Raw genomic sequence first — 21,151 nt, 5'->3', positions numbered from 1 at the left:
ATAAATTAAAAAATACATTATTGTTATGGTAGACAATAGAATTTATTACCTTGATCATATTAGAGTTATTGCAATATTTTTAGTTGTTTTTACTCACTGTCATGAAAATATTCCTCTAGATAATTTATTAGTAAAAAGTTTTTTTTACTCAGTTGATCGCATGGCTGTTCCTCTTTTTTTTATGATTTCTGGGGGGCTTTTATTATCAAGAGATTATACAAATAATATTCGGCAATTTTACATTCAAAAAACTTTACGTTTTATGATTGTATTAATTCTATTTGCAATTTTAACTAATATCATTAGTGAATTTATAACAACAGATCTTTCGTTTGCATCAATAATCAAAACTTCCATTAAATATCATAATGGTATATACCCAACAAATTATGGCTCTGCTATTCATTTATGGTTTATGTATCCAATTATATTGTTGTATCTTGTCACACCTTTTGTTAGTAACTTGGTGAAAAATTCTTCAACTAAAAGCATTCTATTCCTAATCCTAATAGGATTTCTATTAAATCAAGGAAATTTTTTCATTAAATCAATACTTCCTGACATGTTTATATTGAATTTAATGGGTAACGATTTTACTGGCCCTTATTTAAGTTATTTTTTATTTGGATATATAGCAATTAATCGATTTAATCGTAATTATGGAAACCAATTTCTACTCTTTTTATTAATAAGCATAACAATCATAGTTGAGATTTATTTAGATAAATCTCAAAACAACTTTATTGAGGAAAATCATTGGTATTCAACATCATTGTATATAGCTATCTCTAGTTGTTTATTTTTCCTTTTTCTTAAAAATATCAATTTCTTGGATAAAAAAAGACCATTTATAATGGTATTGAGTAATTGTGTTTTTGGTATATATCTAATTCATGTGTGTTGGATTTATATAATAATAGGCATATTAACTAAATTTAACTTATTGGAAGTCCAAAATTATTTACTTTTATTTATTTATTTAATTTTTTCAATAAATTCAAGTTTTTTTTCAATCTACGTTCTTAAAAAAATGAAATTCTTTAATTTCATTTTTTAATGATAATACTTTTACTATATATGATGAACTTATTCTCAACTATTTTAGAAAATAAACGTACCCTAGGTTTTTCTGCCTTCACAACATAATTAGCTTTTATTTCATTACTAATTTCCGGAATACCTTAGATATAATCTTGAGTTTAAGACCCGTTACGAAACTCCCATTTAACACCTCAAAATTTTGTGAAGTTAAATCGCCTTGAACCTCACCTTCACTTAATGTTAGTAATACTTTAAGTTTGACGTTAGATGAAAATTATCAGGTTATTAATAGGGATTATGCTGCTTTTTTCCGCCTTTTTGACCTTCAATTAATTGCATAATTCACTTATAGTTGATCTTCTGAATAAATACTGGTATTAATTACCCTGCCATCAATCTCACGTTTTCCAAGTTAAAACAGGAACCTGATAACCAACCACATCGGTATTTACTAGACCACCAAATCCATAGTTAAGAAATGAGGATTCCAATTTCGGGCTTGACCATATTAGTAATTCGAATTGTGATTATAGTTCAAGTTTTTCTATTCTATTTGTTAACTCTGGCTTTTTCTCTTTGCCACATCGTCTTAATAATCTACCTGACATACTATTTACATCTTTTTTCTTTCATTCACTCAAGCATTAAGTCATTATGTTACGTTTAATTACTTTTCCTGTTTTTCTGAATTAATGTTGATACCCCGCCTACACGAGCGTTTAATGCATGCGCAACGATAGCCGGATGTGATATTAATCGGTTTACCCAATGCTAGCCCCTTATGAACTCAAGTTTAATAGCTGTTAATTGCACATTCGGCATTAATTTATTGGTACTGAGTTATTAATCTTTAATATGCCCGATGTTGTTGAGCGTGTAAATTCTTCTAATATAAAATACACGGTTACTTTCATGGTTCATCTCCTTTAACTTTATTTGTCAATCGTTCTTCTAATGCTTCAATTAATGTTGCACCTGACCAGCTAGCTAAACCAGCAATACCACAAGCAAACTCAAAATCCTAGTTGAAATAACTAGCTGCTATTACAACTAATGCACAAGCAAAGGTGGAAATAGGTGAGCTTGTAAAGTGTTTATTTCTTCTCAAAAAAGACAATAAAACCCTTACCTAACAGTTAGGGTTTGTTGTAGATGAATAAAATTACAATAAATGTACATTAAGCGTTTCAATATCATGACAATAAGATTTAGCCAGAAATTACTGATACATTAAAATCTGTTACATCAGGGCTTACTAATCTTTTTTCAATTTGGTTTCTTAAATCTCCACCATAGATAGAGTCCATGACGTTTGCGCTGCAAGGGTTATATCCATTTTTATGTACTATAATATTATAGTCATTATCTTTAAAACGATCTATTATTACATCTTTCATTGTAATTCTTATATTATTAGCATTAAAAAAAACCACAATATCTATGGTATATTGGCTATTATTAGCCATATTTTTCATCATTGAAATTAAGTTATTCATTTTTTATTTCCTTAATCAGTTATGTAATCTCAATTAAAAATAACATAATTGTATTATTTATAAAATAGCATTCAACTATTCATCAATGTCAACCAAAGCATAAGTGAACTAGTATTGAGCATCACACCTAAGTGTGTCTTGAATTGCAACCAATTCTTGAGAATCCCCCAAATGTATATCACCCCAGATTTATTTAGATTGTGTTGAGGTTATGAGGGAAATGTTAATATGAAAGACCTAAACGTAATATCCTGATAAGAATTACAAAGGTTATGGGCACTGTTACTTAAATTTAGCCATAAAAAATCCGCTTCGAGAGCGGTTTGAAATATAATATTAAATTTACTATTTTTCTGGATAAAGCATAAAAGGCGTGCCTTTATATTCTTTTGCCTTCTTATACTATTGTTCTTGTCTCAATAAGCAATAGTACTTTTTTTCTTGCAAAGGTTTAATACCAATATATAACAAATAATCATTATCTCTTTTAGGTACAAAAAAAATTTTGTATTATTTCACTTGCAAGTAGCTGAGTTTATCTCATAATATCTAGTTAAAGCCACATCAACTTTTAATCCACCTAAAAAAGGAAATTTATCCTAACTGTATATTCTAAATAAATTCCAAGTGAAGTATTCTTTAAATAATTATTTATTTAATCTATTGGTTTATTTGATATTTTAATGGAGGCGCGTCCCGGAGTCGAACCGAGGTAGGCGGATTTGCAATCCGCAGCATGGCCACTCTGCCAACGCGCCATAGTGGTCTTTCTGAATAGGTGGCAAATAGTAGCATTGGCTTGTTTAGACGTCAAGGTTAAATAGACTATAAATACAGCAATCATTTAGTTTTTATATAAATAATTTTGAATCGATCCATATTAAAAAGAAATTATTAACTATCTTTTAAATAAACCTGATTAAGGTTAATTACAAATTCTATATAAAACTGCAAAAATTAACTAACAGATATTAATTCTAATAAAGCTTGAATAGGATGTTTTAGTATTAGTTTGTCAAATCGTTTTACTTGGCTACGACAGGAATACCCCGTAGTCAAACAACGCTCATTTGGATATTTAGCTAACGCTTTTTGCCACGAGAGTTGGTAAAGTTTTTTTGATGCATGGAGATTTTTAACTTCATGCCCGTAGGTTCCTGCCATACCACAACAACCAACACTGATAGATTGTAATTCCGCACCAAACTGTTTAAAAATTTGTTGCCATTGTTGATTACTTGCAGGTAATTGCGTGGTTTCACTGCAATGCCCTAGTAAATACCATTTTTCAACACTTGTTTGCTGTATTTGAGAAGTACTAGTGACCTTATCAGCAACATTAGTCAACCATTCATGAGAAAGTAACACCTGAAAATTACCTAACTTTTCCTGTAATATAAGTTTATATTCATCTCGATAACACAAGACTAAAGCTGGATCAACTCCTACCATCGGAATACCTAATTGCGCTATTTGTGCTAAAACATCAGAAGACGATTGTGCAGTTTTAGCAAACTGTTTTAAAAATCCTTTTATATGTTGCGCCTTACCATTAGGAACAAATGGTAATAATACAGGTTTGAAACCTAATTTTTCCACCAAACAGATAAAATCGAATACTACTTTGGCATCGTAGTAACTAGTAAACGGATCTTGTACTACTAATATATAATTTGCCTTTTCTACACTTGATAATTGTTGTAGTTGTTTAAGATTTATATTAGCTGTACTGTGCCCTACTAATTGCTTTTTAAGTGTCGGTGTTGATAGTAATGGCAAGTTAGTCATACCAACAATTTTATTAGTCAGATATTCTGTTATAGACATTTTCATAAAAAAATTAAAAAACCTTGGAACTTTAGCCATTAGTGGTAGATAAGATTCAATATTTCCTACCAAATAATCACGAATTGGTCGCAAATAACGAGTGTGATAAAGTTGTAAGAATCGTGCTTTAAAATCAGGTACATCAATTTTAATTGGGCATTGTGTTGCACATGCTTTACAGGATAAACAATAATCCATCGATTGTTTTACTTCATGTGAAAAATCATATTCACCATGCTTAGCTCGCCAAGAGTTTTTAATCTTTTTTACAAAACCAACTAGAATGCTATCCTTTTTAGGATAAATAGTATTAAGTTCTGTCGTAGCTATTCCTGATTGGATCATTAAACGAAGCCATTCTCGTACTAATGCTGCTCGCCCTTTTGGAGAATAAACACGATTGCCGGATAATTTCATCGAAGGACACATAGGGCTATTTACATCGAAATTAAAACACAAACCATTACCATTACATTCACTTGCACCATGAAAAACCGTTTTTACACTAACTGGAATTTGTCGATCATAAAAACCACGAGTCGTTGAATCAACGGATAACATTGGTTCTTCAACATTTAATGAAGAACAAATTTTTCCTGGATTTAATCGATTTTCTGGGTCAAATACTGTTTTAATTATTCTAAGTCCTCGATACAATTCTTCACCAAAAAAAGCAGGACTATATTCACTACGAAAACCTTTTCCATGTTCTCCCCACAATAACCCACCATATTTGGCGGTTAATGCAACCACTTGATCAGAAATCTGTTTCATCAATTTTTCTTGTTCCGGATCACACATATCTAAAGCCGGACGAACATGAAGCACGCCGGAGTCGACATGTCCAAACATACCATAAGTCAAATGATGACTATCCAGTAAAGCCCGAAATTCAGAAATATAAGCGGCTAAATGTTGTGGTGGTACACAGGTGTCTTCGACAAAAGGAATTGGTTTACGAACACCTTTAGCATTACCTAATAAACCAACCGCTTTTTTACGCATGGCATAGATTTTTTCTATTTCTGCAAGTTCAACACAGGTTTGATAACCGATTATACCAATCGTATGATTCACCATAAGATTATCGAGTTGATGACAAAGCTTATCCATTTTACTTTTTGTTAGTTCATAGTCATCACCAGCAAACTCAACTATATTGATACCTTGCATATCATGACCAGCAACGTCGGTAATCAAATTTTTAATTGACTGCCAAATAATATCTTCTTTAGCCAATCCTAACACTTTTGAATCAACAGTTTCTACAGACAAAGCTTCTGCTTGCACTAAAAATGGTGCATTGTTTAAGGCTGATTGAAAAGAATCATATTTAATATTAATAAGTAAACGATATTTAGGTAATGGAATAATATTTAATTTAGCTTCAGTTACTAAAGCCAATGATCCTTCACTTCCGGTAATAATCCGAGTTAAATCAAACTCAGTTAAATTATCATTAAAAACATGTTTAAGATCATAACCAGTTAAAAAGCGATTTAGCTTTGGAAATTTATCTAATATTAACTGCCGATGGTCTTTACAATAATCGTAGACAGTACGGTAAATTGGTGAAGAAGTAATTAATTGTTGTATTTCTTGCTCTGTTTTTTTCCCGGTTTCTAAAATATCTCCATTTACTAAAACAACCTTTACTCCTAAAACATGATTGGAAGTTTTACCATATACCATTGAACCTTGGCCTGAAGCATCAGTATTAATCATTCCCCCAATAGTTGCACGATTACTAGTTGATAATTCTGGTGCAAAAAAGTATTCATGTGGTTTTAAGTATTGATTGAGCTGATCTTTAATCACTCCAGCTTCAACTTTTACCCAACCTTCAGTCAAATTGACTTCTAATATTCTATTCATGTGGCGGGACATATCTACAATAATGCCATCATTAAGTGATTGTCCATTGGTACCTGTGCCCCCACCCCTTGGCGTGAATTTTATCGTTTGGAATTCATGTTTCTGAGCCAGTATAGTGATTATTCTGACATCATCAGTCGAACGAGGAAATAAGATAGCTTGAGGTAAAAGCTGATAAATACTATTGTCGGTAGCCATTGTTAACCGAGAAGCATAATCACAGTCTATATCACCAGTAAAACCTGACTTTTTCAGTATTTTTAAGTAACTTAATGTAACCTCACTGATTTGAGGTGATATTGAAAGTCTAGGGATCATAATGAAATTTTGGAAATAGAATTTTTTCGAATAGTTTAATCTAAGCCATTAATATCGTCAAAACAAGTTAGGTTGTAAATAGTATTAAATTGCTATTTAAAATTTAATAAAATATCTTGCCAACTTGGTTCTAACTTAGCATTAATAATTATTGGTTTATGGGTAATGGGATGAGTAACTTTAAGAGAACTTGCATACAACATCAGTCGCTTAATATCGAAATATTGAGTAAAAGCTCGATTCTGGTGTAGATCACCATATTTACTATCACCAATAATAGGATGGAAAATATGTTTCATATGTCGACGTAATTGATGTTTACGCCCAGTTTGAGGTTTTAATTCGACTAGACTATACCTAGCTGTTGCAAATTTACCGACTTTAAGAGGAACTTCTATTTTACCTAATCCCCGACAAAATGATACCGCTTCTTGAGCAGATTTATTTTTATTGGCAAACTTATCGGCGATTTTATCTAACTCTTCGATTAAAGGATAATCAATTATTGCTTCGTCATTGACATAACCGCGTACTATTGCAAGATAAGTTTTTTCAATCTGTTTAGAAGCAAATTGGACAGAAAGCGATCGTGCTACCTCGCTAGAAAGAGCAAATAATAAAACCCCTGAGGTAGGACGGTCGAGGCGATGCACAGGGAACACATGTTGCCCAATTTGGTCTCGCAAAGTTTGCATAACAACTATGCTTTCATTTTTATCTAACCAACTACGGTGGACTAACCAACCTGAAGGTTTGTTGATCGCAATTAAATTATTATCTTGGTAAAGAATTTCAAACACAATTCTAGTTGAATTAATTATAAAAAGAGTTTTTTAAGTTCAGTAGCAATACTGTTACTATTATTATCGCCAATGACATAATTAGCTTGCGCTTTCACATCAGCATCCGCATTGCCCATTGCTATTCCTAGTCCGGCAATTGTTAACATGCTAATATCGTTATAACTATCACCAAAAGCAACAATTTCACTTAAATCGATTTGTTCATGTTCGGCCCAATGTTTTAATCCACTTCCTTTGGTATTACCTTTCACTGCAACATCTGCACGATTAGACCATGACCATTCACATGAAAACATATTTTCGGCATCGACAGCTGCAGAAAATTTACGTAATGCCGGTAGATCATGACTACTAGTGGCAAATTTAAAAATTGCATTTGCTTCATCAATGACCGTTTCGAAGTTATCAATTTTTTTGATTTCTGGTTGCAAAAATTTTGGTAACGAGTTAACCCACTTGAAAAATCCTTGCAGATGATCGTCAAGCACTGCATAGGTCATAAACTTATCAGTATATACCAAAGTATGCACACCATAAGAATTAACCAGTTTTAAAAGCAATTTTGCTTGTTCTTTTGTCATTGGTTTGGCGGCAAGGGTGGTATTTTTTTCAAAATCATAAAGATAAGAACCATTACAACAAATCGCTGGTGTTGCCAGTTTTAACTGATAATAATACGGATAAATCACAGAGTGATGACGACCGGATACTAAAATAACTTTTACACCCTTGGCACTAATTTTTTCAAGCACATCGATTGTTTCCGGTAAAACAAGACGATCACTAGCAAGTAATGTTCCATCCATATCAAAAGCTACAGCTTTATATTTCATATAATCCCTCATGCTTCATATCTATTAACTTTTACAACAACTACATATTGAATACACTAAATTTCTAAAAAAATAAACAATGTTAAAATTCAATTTTCTGACGCCCTACAAATGAATGTGACAAGGTTGTGCCATCAACCATTTCTAGCTCACCACCAACAGGTACCCCATGCGCTATACGTGTTGCTATAACATTATATTCAGCGCACATTTGGGCTATAAAATTAGCTGTTGCATCGCCTTCAACTGTCGGGTTAGTAGCTAAAATGACTTCATTGATGGATTCAGAAGATAACCGATGTTTAAGCAGATCCAAACCAATTTCACTTGGACCAATACCATCTAAAGGAGAAAGATGACCAAGTAACACAAAATAACGACCACTATACTGCCCAGTTTGTTCAATAGCAACAATATCTGCAGGAGTTTCAACTACACATAATTGCCCGCTTCCTTGACGACGAATATTATTACAGATATTACAAATTTCTTGTTCAGTAAAGGTTCGACACTCTTTACAATGACCTATATTTAGCATTGCTTCGTGTAAAACATGCGCTAATTGAATGCCTCCCTGGCGATTACGTTGTAATAATTGAAAAGCCATTCGTTGAGCTGATTTTGGCCCAACTCCAGGTAAACAACGTAAAGCTTCCATAAGTGATTCTAATAATGGGCTAATTTGCATGAATTGATTTTTTTCCACTATAATTTTATTAAGCGCTAATAATACCTTGTTTCAATACTCTATAAAACAAGAAATATTCTATTGTTTTATTTTAATTATAATTATTTCGAAAACAAACCAAGGATTACTTATTTATATAACTAAGTAATATTAGGCTGTAAATAAGTTAATTACGTTAATAGCAAACTTTTGTAAAATTCAACGCTTCTTCAAAGGTAAACTTTTGGGTTCTTCATTTTTGCACAAACGCATAATATTACTGCTATGGCGAATAATAATTAAACATGACAACATGGCCACTGGCAAAGTAAGTTCTGGTTTAAATAACCAAACATAAAATGGTGCTAAGAGAAAACCAACAATTGCAGCAACAGATGAATAACCAGTAACTAACAATACTATTAACCAAGTAACAATAAAACAACCAGTGAAATCAAGACCAATTGGCATCATTATACCTAAGGCTGTGGCCACACCTTTACCTCCTCTAAAATGAAAGAAGCATGGAAAAATGTGGCCTAAACAAGCAGCAATACCAATAATACCTAAAAAGAAAGGCGCAATCCCTAAACGATAAGCAATATAAACCGGTATGGCACCTTTAAACATATCAAAAATTAATACCATAACCGCAGGCAATTTACCATTAATCCGTAGCATATTGGTTGCCCCAGGATTATGCGACCCATATTCAGCAGGATTGGGTAGATGCATAATACGGCTAATAATCATTGCACCAGAAAGTGAACCACAAAGATAGGCGATGATGATCATCATCACAATGTATAATGTCAAAATAACCCCTCTTTATATAGTTAATTTAGGTTAATAACTATCATTGATAACATCTTATGCAGTTTAACATAAAAAATTTGCCTTAGTCATTAATCATATTATTATCCAAATAAATCAAAATGCCTCTTATTCATTTTACTAATACATTAAATAATCAGCATTATTTTATTTATTTTTTTGTAATATTGGTTTTAAATATTGACCAGTATAAGATATTTTCGACTTAATCACTTCTTCTGGAGTTCCCTCAACTATAATTTCTCCACCACCATCACCACCTTCAGGACCCAAGTCTATAATCCAATCGGCGGTTTTTATTACATCCAGATTGTGTTCAATTACTACAATTGTATTGCCTTTATCACGTAGTGAATGTAATTGTATAAGCAGTTGTTTAACATCGGCAAAATGTAAACCTGTTGTGGGTTCATCTAAAATGTATAAGGTACTACCAGTATCACGTTTAGATAATTCTTTAGCAAGTTTAACCCGTTGCGCTTCACCACCTGATAATGTAGTTGCTGATTGCCCGATAGTTATATATGAAAGACCTACATCAATTAGTGTTTGTAATTTACGTGATATCATAGGCACAGCATCAAAAAATTCTCTGCCTTCTTCGACCGTCATATTAAGAATTTGGTTAATTGATTTACCTTTATATTTTATTTCGAGAGTTTCACGATTATAGCGAGCACCATGACACTGATCACATGGCACATAAATATCTGGTAAAAAGTGCATTTCGACTTTGATTAATCCATCACCTTGACAAGCTTCACAGCGCCCCCCTTTCACATTAAAACTAAAGCGACCAGGATTATAACCACGAGCTCTAGATTCAGGTACTCCGGCATATAATTCACGAATAGATGTAAAAAATCCAGTATAAGTGGCTGGATTAGATCGTGGTGTACGTCCTATTGGGCTTTGATCAATGGCAATAACTTTATCAAAAAAATTGAGTCCCTTAATTGCCTTGTATGGCGCAATTTCAGTTTTTTCTGCTCCATTTAATTCATTTTGAGCTAAAGGATAAAGAGTATCATTAATTAATGTTGATTTACCCGAACCAGATACACCTGTAATACATGTAAATAATCCTACTGGAATATTTAATGTAACATCTTTAAGATTATTTCCGGTTGCACCTATTAGCGACAACATTCGCTTTTTATCGACTTTATTTCTGTTCTTAGGAATATCAATCTGTTGCTGACCTGACAAATATTGGCCAGTTAAAGATTGTTTACAATCCATAATTTGTTTTGGTGTTCCTTGGGCGATCACTTCGCCGCCATGTACTCCTGCTCCAGGTCCAATATCGATGACATAATCAGCTGCCAGAATAGCTTCTTCATCATGCTCAACCACAATCACGGTATTACCTAAATCACGCAAATGGGTTAATGTATTAATTAAACGACTATTATCCCGCTGATGTAAACCAATTGAAGGTTCATCTAGTACATACATAACACCAACGAGTCCTGCACCAATTTGACTCGCCAAACGGATACGTTGTGCCTCTCCACCAGAAAGAGTTTCAGCTGAACGGGATAAGGTTAAATAATTTAGCCCAACATTAATTAAAAATTGTAATCGGTCATTTATTTCTTTTAAGATTTTTTCAGCAATTTGTGCTCGTTGCCCAGTAAGTTGTAATTTATCAAAAAAGGTTTTAGCTTGTTGAGTACTTAAATCACTAATGGTAGGTAAATTAGTATCATTGATAAACACATGGCGTGCTGTAGTACATAACCTAGAACCGCCACAAGTTGGGCAAGGCCGGTTACTAATGAATTTAGCTAACTCTTCGCGTACAGTTTGTGATTCAGTTTCTTTGTAACGGCGAGTTAGATTATTAACAATTCCTTCAAATGGATGCTTGCGTTTTACCACATCACCACGATCATTAGTGTAAACAAATTCAATTTCAGTATTGCCAGAACCATTTAACAGAATATCTTTTATTTTTTCCGGTAGTTCTACATATGGCAGATCAATATCAAACTTATAATGATCAGCTAGAGATTTTAACATCTGAAAATAATAAAAATTTCGACGATCCCAACCCTTAATCGCTCCAGCAGCTAGAGAGACCTCAGGCATTAACACTATGCGTTTAGGGTCAAAATACTGTTGTACTCCTAAGCCATCACATTCGGGACAAGCACCCGCAGGATTATTAAATGAAAATAATCGTGGCTCCAGTTCAGAAATACTATAACCACAAATAGGACAAGCAAAATTAGCAGAAAATAATTGTTCTTCTGCATTAGGATCATCCAAATTAGCGACTTTGATAATACCATTGGTTATGGCTAATGCAGTTTCGATCGACTCAGCCAATCGTAATTTAAGATCATCGCGAATACGAAAACGGTCAACTACAACTTCAATAGTATGTTTTTTTTGTAATTCAAGCGTAGGCGGATCAGAAAGATCATAAACATCCCCATCAACTCTTACGCGAATATAACCACTGGCAGCTAGCTGTTCAAATAACTTTACAAATTCCCCTTTGCGTTCAGTTACCACTGGAGCAAGGAGCATATAACGGTTTTCGCTAGGTAATGCCATTATGCTATCGACCATTTGTGATACTGTTTGTGCAGCCAGAGGTAAATTATGATTTGGGCAACGTGGTTCGCCTATCCTAGCAAAAAGTAAACGCAGATAATCATATATTTCAGTGATAGTTCCTACCGTTGAACGAGGATTATGCGAAGTTGATTTTTGTTCAATCGATATTGCTGGTGAAAGTCCCTCAATATGATCGACATCTGGTTTTTCCATTAGAGATAAAAATTGACGAGCATATGGTGACAGAGACTCTACATAACGTCGCTGCCCTTCTGCATAAAGTGTATCAAACGCCAATGAAGATTTACCTGAACCTGAAAGCCCGGTAATTACTACTAGCTTATCTCGAGGAATAATTACATTTATATTTTTTAAATTGTGCGTTCTCGCACCGCGAATATCGATATCTTTAATTGACATGAATCTCTTCTTAAGTATGTTTTTTAGACAATTCAAATAACAGATTAACTGTATATTATACCAGTATTAATTATCGAAATACACTATTATATATCCGAATACGTTTTGCTATATCTATATACTAAAACTTGTACTTACCTGAAACATCTTGTATAGCTAAACATACACTAACAATAGCCTTAATTAGTAATATTGTGAAACCAATATATTGAAAAGAGTTTTAAAATTTTTTGTAGATATTATTAATTTTAATAACAACAGTCATTATTAACTGTTGTTATTAAATAAAATTAATTGAGTAACTTTGGTGTAGCATCTAAAGGAATAATAGCTCCACGATATTGGATAACTGTCCCTGCAACTAAATGACCTTGGACTGCTGATTGTGATGGACTTTTTCCAGTTAATCTTGCTCCTAAATAACCAGCACTGAATGAATCACCTGCAGCTGTAGTATCAACGATTTGTTTCTTAGCAATTTTATTTGCAGGAACATCAAATCGTCCTGCAACTGATTCAATAATGCAACTTTCACTACCGCGTTTGATAATAATTTCAGTCACACCAAATTTTTTAGTTCGCTCAATAACTTGTTCATAAGGTAATTTACCCCACAATAGATCTTCATCATCTAAAGTCAAAAAGGCAATATCTGTGTATGACAGAATATCGGCATACACACTACGAGCTAAATCTAGACTACTCCACAAACGTGGACGGAAGTTATTATCAAAAACAACTTTACCACCATTAGCTTTAACTTTTTTTAACACATCAAGTAATTTAAGAATACTTTCAGCATCTAGAATCGCAATACTAATACCACTTAAATAAATATAATCACACAGTGCAATTTGCTTGGTAATATTGTCAGTTTCTGCAGTTTTTAACCAAAATTTTGCGGCGGCATCATTACGCCAATAATAAAATGATCTTTCACCTTGTTCATCAGTAACTATAGAATAAAGACCAGGCATTTTATTTGCCATTCTTTGCACTAAATCGGTTTTAATATTTTCTTGCTGCCAACTGTCAAGCATTTCTTGACTAAAAGGATCTGTTCCCAAACCGGTTACATAATGAATTGAAAAATCTTTATTATGCAATAAACGCGATAAATACACTGAAGTATTAAGAGTATCACCACCAAAACTACGAGTAGTTGAATCGGGTTTAATTGACAATTCAATCATACACTCGCCAATTATAGCTATTTTTGTCGTCATATTATTACCTATTATCCTTGTTTTAATTATAAATAATCCAATGCGATTTTAATCACAACTTTACGTATAGTTGTAATCTTATTACCAATAGCACAAAGTGGTTTATGAACTTCATGTGGTAAAAATACAATAAAATCGTTTGCATGCAATACGAACATAGTCTCTTCACTAGGTGTTTCAATAAAAGCAATATCATTGTCAGCTAGTTTATCATCTAACATCTTTGTATGTGGGGGTAAAGTACTAATCGCCATTCCTTCCTCACCTGCTAAAATAATTTGCACATCAATATATTTGTTATGATATTCAGGATTTGCTTCATGAATATGACGAGAAGTACTGTCTGACACCATAAAAAATATTTTATTACCATCAATTTCATACCGACCAACTGGGGTATTATCATTAACATTATTTTTTACATATTCAATAGATTGTTTTATTTTGGCTGGTAAATATGGGACTAAATCCAAATAATTAATATTACCTATAATCATACTCTAATATCCTTTATATCCTAAATGATAAACTTATCGATCATAATGTTATTTGCTCATAAACACTAAGCAAAAATCAATTAAAAATTATAATAAGTATATACTTAAGTTACGATTATTTGTAGATCAATTATAAAGATGTTTTTAGTTATTAATAAATAACTATTAATGTCCGGATACTTTAGAAAATAAATTAATAATAACCACACCAAACATAATGAAGCCCATGCCAATCAAAGCCGCTAAATCTAATGTTTGTTTGAAAAACAACCAAGCAATTAGACTAATTAATACAATACCAATTCCTGACCAAATTGCATAAGCAATACCTACAGGTATTGTTTTTAAAGCTAATGAAAGGATATAAAATGATGCGCTATAACCCAAAATAGTAATAATAGAAAATATAAGATTAGTAAAACCATTGGATAGTTTTAGCGAAGAAGTTGCAATAACCTCACAAATAATAGCAAAAAAAAGCAGTAAATACGAATTCATCTTTTATCCACAGTTGTTAAAAATAGTATTTAACTTCCACTAAAGCGAATGCAACCCTAAAGAAATCTATAAAGATTTATTTAATGCAATATTAGTAAATAAGAATTATTTTAACTAGTCATTACAGCTGATAACTGAGTTGGCAAGTAACTAACTCAGAAATAGTAGTGAAAATAAAAATATTAAGTGGTGGGTTGTGAGGGGATCGAACCCGCGACAAATTGATTAAGAGTCAACTGCTCTACCGACTGAGCTAACAACCCACCGAATTTTTTCGTCATTCTATATAAAATTAAATTGTAATGCAAATTGTCAATTTAAATATATTTATTTATAATTTGATATAAATCTCAGATTTATCAAATTTAATATTATATTATTTTAAAAATATTGTGGTTACCTTTTTGGTGATTTTGTTTTAAATTGTATATTTGTGACATATTATTAGTTTTAGTAACTATTTTTCTATCGAAATAAAATGAGTAATAATTGTAAATAATAACTAAAATTAGGAGGCAAAAAATGAAAATATCATCAGTAGCTATGTTAGTCTCAATGGGATTAGCTAGTTCAATGGCTTATGCACATAATGCCAATGAAATAATAGTTCGTGGTGGACCGGTTTATGTACACCCTAAAGATAAAAGTGATCATGTAAAAGTTGGTGGAGCTAAAAGTGATCTTAAAGCTAAAGCAGATAACGATACCCAGCTTGGTTTAAATTTTCAATATATGGTAACTGATAATATTGGTGTTGAATTATTAGCTGCCACTCCTTTTAGCCATCAAGTAAAACTTGGTGGAGGTAATTCAACTGGATTAGCTGGAGCACATTTAGGTAAAATTAAACATTTACCACCAACATTGAGTGCTGTTTGGTACCCTCTTGATTCCAATTATGAAATACAACCATATGTTGGACTTGGTATTAACTATACCTTCTTTTTTGACGAAAAATTAAGTGGTGAAGCCAAAAGAGCTGGATTCCACGGTTTAGATCTTGACAGTTCATGGGGATGGGCAGCGCAAATCGGTACTGATTATACATTCAATGATAACTGGTTAATCAACGCCCAGTTACGCTATATCGATATTGAAACTAAAGCAAAAACTCATCTAGGAAATACTAAAGTAACAGCTAAATATGAACTTGACCCATGGGTTGCCATGCTTAGTGTAGGTTACAAATTCTAATTTTTAATATTGCTAAAAGTCTTTCGTTTCAAAAACGAAAGACTTTTAGCTGCAAGTTATAGATTCTTAATCGCTAAATATTGCTGTTGTAATTTTGCTTTATCATCAATATAACTTTGTTGCTTTTCTTTTTCTTTAGCAACGACTGCTGCTGGCGCTTTATCAACAAAACTTGCATTAGAAAGCTTATTATCAATGCGAGCAATTTCACCGTCAATACGTTCAATCTCTTTTGCTAAACGCACAAGTTCATCCTGTTTATTAATCAAACCAGCCATTGGCATGAGTAACTCAGCGCCATCAACTAATTTAGTTACCGATAATGGTCCGGTTTCACCTTCATCTAATAAAACAATTTCCGATAGTTTAGCTAATGCTTCAATAAACTTAATATTATTACTCACAATGCGATGAACAGTTGGCGATGCTTCCCGAATTAATAATTGCAATGGCTTACTTGGAGCAATATTCATTTCAGCACGAATATTACGCACCGCTACTACTGCATCTTTAATCCAATTAGCATCTGCCACGGCTTCATCATTACTATATTGGTGATCATATTTAGGCATTGGCTGTAACATAATGGTATCTGCAGTGATATTCATTAACCCTTTAACATTTTGCCAAATGGCTTCGGTAATAAATGGAATAATTGGATGAGACAGCCGTAATAAAGCTTCTAAAACAGTTATTAAAGTATGACGAGCCGCTCGTTGTTGATTGGCAGAACCATTATTAAGTACTGATTTGGTAAATTCTAGATACCAGTCACAAAATTGATTCCAAGTAAATTCATATAAAATATTGGCAGCTAAATCGAAACGATAAGTGTCAAAGGCCTCTCGATAAACTTTAACAGTTTGGTTAAATTCAGCTAAAATCCACTTATCAGCTAGTGAATACTCAAACTCACCGCCATTAAATCCGCAGTCATTTTGTTCAGTATTCATCAATACATAACGACTAGCATTCCATAGTTTATTACAGAAATTACGGTAACCCTCTAAACGTTTAATATCCCAATTAATATCTCGCCCAGTAGTGGCTAGAGCGGCTAAAGTAAAACGCAATGCATCGGTACCATGCGCATCAATACCGTTAGGAAATTGCTTTTCAGTCCGCTTAGCAATTTTATCAGCAAGTTGTGGTTGCATCATATTGCGAGTACGTTTTTTTATAAGATCTGCTAATGAGATACCATCAATCATATCTAAAGGATCAATCACATTTCCTTTAGCTTTTGACATTTTTTGTCCTTCTTCATCACGAATTAGACCAGTCACATAAACAGTTTTAAATGGAACTTGTGGTTTGCCATGCTCATCTTTAATAAAGTGCATGGTCATCATAATCATTCTGGCTACCCAGAAGAAGATAATATCAAACCCAGTCACTAAAACATTAGTTGGATGAAAAGTAGCTAAATCATCAGTATTTTCAGGCCAACCTAGTGTTGAAAACGTCCAAAGAGCAGATGAAAACCAAGTATCTAACACGTCTTCGTCTTGAGTTAATTCAATGTTACTTGCAAGATTATTTTCACGACGAACTTCTGCTTCATCATGCCCTACATAAACATTGCCTTGCGGATCATACCAAGCAGGTATTTGATGCCCCCACCACAATTGGCGGGAAATACACCAATCTTGAATATCATTCATCCAAGAAAAGTACATATTTTCATACTGTTTTGGTACAAATTGAATATCACCATTTTTCACTGCATTAATTGCTGGTTCAGCTAATACTTTGGCTTTTACATACCATTGATCGGTGAGCATTGGTTCAATGACTACGCCGCCACGATCTCCGTAAGGAATAGTTAAGTTATGAGGTTCAATTTTTTCCAAAATCCCCATTGATTCACATTCTGCAACCACAGCTTTACGAGCAGCAAAGCGTTCCAATTTTTGGAACTGAGTCGGAAGTTCGGACGAATAAACATCACTTGGCTCGCCATTAGTATCAAAAACCTCGGCTTGTTGACGAATATCCCCATCGAAAGTAAAAATATTAATCATTGGTAATTGATGACGTCGCCCGACTTCATAGTCATTAAAATCATGAGCAGGCGTGATTTTTACACAACCAGTGCCTTTAGTCATATCGGCATGTTCATCACCAATGATAGGAATACGACGATTAACAAAAGGCAAGATTACATATTTACCAATTAGATCTTTATAACGTGGATCTTCAGGGTTTACCGCAACACCGGTATCCCCAAATAACGTTTCGGGACGTGTAGTAGCAACAACTAAATACTCTTTACCTTCCGATGTTTTAGCACCATCCGCTAATGGATAACGTAAATGCCACATTGAACCTTTTACTTCACGATTTTCAACTTCAAGATCAGAAATAGCGGTACGTAATTTTGGATCCCAATTTACTAATCGTTTACCACGATAAATTAAATCTTCTTGATATAATCTAACAAAGACTTCTTTAACCGCATTGGACAAACCTTCATCCATGGTAAAGCGTTCACGATCCCAATCAACAGAATCACCCAAACGCCGCATTTGTTTAGTAATACTGCCACCAGATTCAGCTTTCCACTGCCAGATCTTTTCTATAAATGCTTCACGTCCATAATCATGGCGAGTTTTATTCTCTTCAGCAGAAATTTTGCGCTCAACTACCATTTGGGTTGCAATACCAGCATGATCGGTTCCTGATTGCCATAAGGTATTATCACCTTGCATACGATGATAACGAATCAATGCATCCATAATAGTTTGTTGGAAGGCATGCCCCATATGTAAACTACCAGTAACATTAGGCGGAGGAATAGCTATGCAAAAACTTGGCGCTAATTTATTGCCGTTAGGTTTGAAATAGCCACTTGCTTCCCAATGTTGATAAATAGGTTGTTCAATTTCTTGTGGATTATAAGTTGTGTTTTTCATAATTTAAGCATAAATCCTGATTCAAGAGATAAAAATGAAACTATTCTACAGTAAATTCACACAACAATAAATTAGCAGAACCATAAACGAGTGGATTTAATCGGCACTTACAAAACAAGCTGAAGTACAAATTATATTTTTGGCAAAGTTACTGTTAGCGTCATTTTTCATCAATACAAAAATTAATAGTTAATATTACTAATGCTAAAGCAAAAAATAATTCATATTATCGAGCAACAAATTTACCACCACGACGAATCAAATAGGTATCTAAACTAAATAATATTAATGCTAACCAAATAAAAGCAAAAGTTAACAGTTTTTCAATTTGAAAATTTTCATGAAAATAAAATATTGCTAATAAAAATACTAACGTTGGGGATATATATTGTAAGAAACCAATTGAAGAATATGGCAGATGTTTAGCTGCTACATTAAATAAAATCAAAGGAATAAGAGTTATTGGTCCTGCTAACATACACAACAGAATCATGTGGCTATGCCAAAAACTTGGCGATAATGACACTGCATTACTATGAAATAGCAACCAACCTATAGTGACAGGTACCAGTGTCCAAGTTTCAACCATCATTCCAGATAAAACATTAATTGGTACAATTTTACGAATTAGTCCATATAACGCAAAAGTTAGTGCTAAAAAAACCGAAATCCATGGTAATTGTCCCATTAGAATAATTTGAATCATCACTCCTATTACAGCTAAAAAAATGGCTATCCATTGTAATTTACGCATTTTTTCTTTTAATACTAAGGTACCTAATAGTACAGATAGTAACGGATTGATGTAGTAACCAAGACTTGCTTCAAGCATATAGTTGTTATTTATAGCCCACACATAAGTAAGCCAGTTCATCGATAACATAAAACCAGTGCCAAAGAGAATTACTATATATCGGGGATGGGTTAACAATGGCTGCCACCATTGCTTTTGTTTAATAAAAAATATCAAAAAAGTACAACAGACCGCTGACCAAATAATTCGGTGAATAATAATTTCAGTGGCTGGAACTGATTCAATCATTTTGAAATAGATTGGACTTAATCCCCAGATAAGGTAAGCAATAATTGCTAAGATAAAAGCATAACTTTTCGACATATTAGTGTAATTAAAGCTCATAAAGTAATAATTTTTAATTGTATAACTTTAGCTAATAAAAACAAAACTCAAATAATAGAAAAAGGAGTTGATAAAATATATTTAAAATTACCAAGATTGATTCTGTAGTTCAGTTACTAAAAAATCGATTAAACAACGGGTGCGCAGTGGTAATAATTTTCGACTAGGGTAAATAGCATAAATATTATAATCTTCAATTGTATAATTTGATAAAACTTCAACCAGATTGCCTACTTTAATATCCTGACCAATAATAAAATCGGGTTGTTTTGAAATGCCTCCTCCTTGTAATATTATTTGACGGCATGAATCACCATTATTGCAATAAACATTAGCAGTTAAATTAACCGAGTTATAGTTACCATTTTGCCAAAACCCCCATTGTTCTTTCCTTGCCCAATGACTATACATAATGATTTTATGCTGACGGAGATCATTAGGATGCATTGGCATACCATATTGGGCTATATACTGAGGAGAAGCAGCAACAATCATCCTAGTGGTGGCCAATTTGCGACTAATTAACGACGAATTTTCCAAATTACCTATGCGAACTACTAAATCGTAACCTTCTTCTAGCAAATTAACAACACGATCAGATAGAGTTAAATCTAATTCTATCTGTGGGTATTTATTGAGAAATAATTGCCATAAAGGTGCTAAATGTAAAATTCCGAAACTAACCGGGACATTAACACGTAAGATTCCTTGTGGACTAGCTTGATCCAAACTTAACGAGTTTTCAGCCTCTTCAGTTGCATTAATTATTGCTTTCGCTTGCCAATAAAAACTTTGTCCCTCATTTGTGACTACCATTTTACGCGTTGAACGTTGCAACAACCTTACTTGTAACCGTTCTTCCAGCGCTTGAATATAACGTGAAACAGCTTGTTTAGATATATTTAATTTATCAGCGGCTTCTATAAAACTGTTACAATCAACGACTGTAATAAATACCGTCATTTCTAAAAACTTGTTAGCTCGATTCATTTTCATGACCA

At 33.1% G+C, this 21,151-nt stretch carries 15 protein-coding genes, 2 tRNA genes and 1 pseudogene; 2 read left to right on the top strand and 16 right to left on the bottom strand.

Annotation, left to right across the window (positions count from 1 at the left end; genetic code table 11):
• Positions 1–25: 25 nt before the first annotated feature.
• Positions 26–1,057, top strand: coding sequence for an acyltransferase (locus tag A9G13_RS07760; protein ID WP_065557001.1), 1,032 nt, complete (start codon positions 26–28; stop codon positions 1,055–1,057).
• Positions 1,058–1,568: 511 nt separating this feature from the next.
• On the opposite strand, the pseudogene A9G13_RS11350 reads toward A9G13_RS07760, so the two are convergent.
• The 13 genes and pseudogenes from A9G13_RS11350 to A9G13_RS07700 all read right to left on the bottom strand — a co-directional run.
• Positions 1,569–1,670: pseudogene (locus A9G13_RS11350) on the bottom strand (Rha family transcriptional regulator); the annotation flags it as partial.
• A 579-nt stretch (positions 1,671–2,249) separates the two neighbouring features.
• Positions 2,250–2,537 (bottom strand): hypothetical protein, encoded by a 288-nt coding sequence (locus A9G13_RS07755; protein ID WP_065557000.1) that lies wholly within the window; start codon positions 2,535–2,537, stop codon positions 2,250–2,252.
• Positions 2,538–3,221: 684 nt separating this feature from the next.
• A tRNA-Cys gene (locus A9G13_RS07750) sits at positions 3,222–3,295 on the bottom strand.
• A 199-nt stretch (positions 3,296–3,494) separates the two neighbouring features.
• Positions 3,495–6,557: a D-2-hydroxyglutarate dehydrogenase YdiJ gene (ydiJ, locus tag A9G13_RS07745; protein WP_065556999.1), complete on the bottom strand. Its 3,063-nt coding sequence runs from the start codon at positions 6,555–6,557 to the stop codon at positions 3,495–3,497.
• Between the two features lie 92 nt (positions 6,558–6,649).
• Entirely contained in the window at positions 6,650–7,357 is a 708-nt protein-coding gene (gene truC, locus A9G13_RS07740) for a tRNA pseudouridine(65) synthase TruC (RefSeq protein WP_065556998.1), read from the bottom strand.
• Between the two features lie 17 nt (positions 7,358–7,374).
• Positions 7,375–8,193: a pyridoxal phosphatase gene (locus A9G13_RS07735; protein ID WP_065556997.1), complete on the bottom strand. Its 819-nt coding sequence runs from the start codon at positions 8,191–8,193 to the stop codon at positions 7,375–7,377.
• An 82-nt stretch (positions 8,194–8,275) separates the two neighbouring features.
• A complete protein-coding gene (gene recR, locus A9G13_RS07730; RefSeq protein WP_065556996.1) occupies positions 8,276–8,881 on the bottom strand; it encodes a recombination mediator RecR in 606 nt (201 codons plus the stop codon).
• A gap of 198 nt (positions 8,882–9,079) precedes the next feature.
• Positions 9,080–9,676, bottom strand: coding sequence for a glycerol-3-phosphate 1-O-acyltransferase PlsY (gene plsY / locus A9G13_RS07725; RefSeq protein ID WP_065556995.1), 597 nt, complete (start codon positions 9,674–9,676; stop codon positions 9,080–9,082).
• A gap of 165 nt (positions 9,677–9,841) precedes the next feature.
• Positions 9,842–12,676 carry an excinuclease ABC subunit UvrA gene (gene uvrA, locus A9G13_RS07720; protein WP_141670901.1) on the bottom strand — a complete coding sequence of 945 codons (2,835 nt, stop codon included), beginning with the start codon at positions 12,674–12,676 and terminating at the stop codon, positions 9,842–9,844.
• Positions 12,677–12,972: 296 nt separating this feature from the next.
• Positions 12,973–13,908, bottom strand: coding sequence for a sugar kinase (locus A9G13_RS07715; RefSeq protein WP_065556993.1), 936 nt, complete (start codon positions 13,906–13,908; stop codon positions 12,973–12,975).
• A 26-nt stretch (positions 13,909–13,934) separates the two neighbouring features.
• Positions 13,935–14,405, bottom strand: coding sequence for a YhcH/YjgK/YiaL family protein (locus tag A9G13_RS07710; protein ID WP_065556992.1), 471 nt, complete (start codon positions 14,403–14,405; stop codon positions 13,935–13,937).
• Between the two features lie 165 nt (positions 14,406–14,570).
• Positions 14,571–14,903: a DMT family transporter gene (locus A9G13_RS07705; protein ID WP_065556991.1), complete on the bottom strand. Its 333-nt coding sequence runs from the start codon at positions 14,901–14,903 to the stop codon at positions 14,571–14,573.
• Between the two features lie 187 nt (positions 14,904–15,090).
• Positions 15,091–15,166: transfer RNA gene (locus A9G13_RS07700), tRNA-Lys, on the bottom strand.
• 259 nt (positions 15,167–15,425) lie between these two features.
• Here A9G13_RS07700 and A9G13_RS07695 point away from each other — a divergent pair.
• Positions 15,426–16,097: an OmpW family outer membrane protein gene (locus A9G13_RS07695; RefSeq protein ID WP_065556990.1), complete on the top strand. Its 672-nt coding sequence runs from the start codon at positions 15,426–15,428 to the stop codon at positions 16,095–16,097.
• Between the two features lie 56 nt (positions 16,098–16,153).
• Here A9G13_RS07695 and A9G13_RS07690 read toward each other — a convergent pair whose 3' ends face one another.
• The 3 genes from A9G13_RS07690 to A9G13_RS07680 all read right to left on the bottom strand — a co-directional run bounded on the left by A9G13_RS07690 (position 16,154) and on the right by A9G13_RS07680 (position 21,140).
• The gene (locus A9G13_RS07690; RefSeq protein WP_065556989.1) at positions 16,154–19,012 is read right to left on the bottom strand and encodes a valine--tRNA ligase; all 2,859 of its coding nucleotides are present in this window, start codon (positions 19,010–19,012) and stop codon (positions 16,154–16,156) included.
• 226 nt (positions 19,013–19,238) lie between these two features.
• Entirely contained in the window at positions 19,239–20,129 is an 891-nt protein-coding gene (rarD, locus tag A9G13_RS07685; protein WP_065557131.1) for an EamA family transporter RarD, read from the bottom strand.
• A gap of 108 nt (positions 20,130–20,237) precedes the next feature.
• Complete coding sequence (locus A9G13_RS07680) at positions 20,238–21,140, bottom strand: LysR family transcriptional regulator (protein ID WP_065556988.1); 903 nt, start codon at positions 21,138–21,140, stop codon at positions 20,238–20,240.
• Positions 21,141–21,151: the final 11 nt, after the last annotated feature.

It is taken from the genome of Gilliamella sp. wkB178 (assembly GCF_001690705.1).
Taxonomy (GTDB): domain Bacteria; phylum Pseudomonadota; class Gammaproteobacteria; order Enterobacterales; family Orbaceae; genus Gilliamella; species Gilliamella apicola_K.
This window is presented reverse-complemented; position numbering and strand designations above follow the sequence as displayed.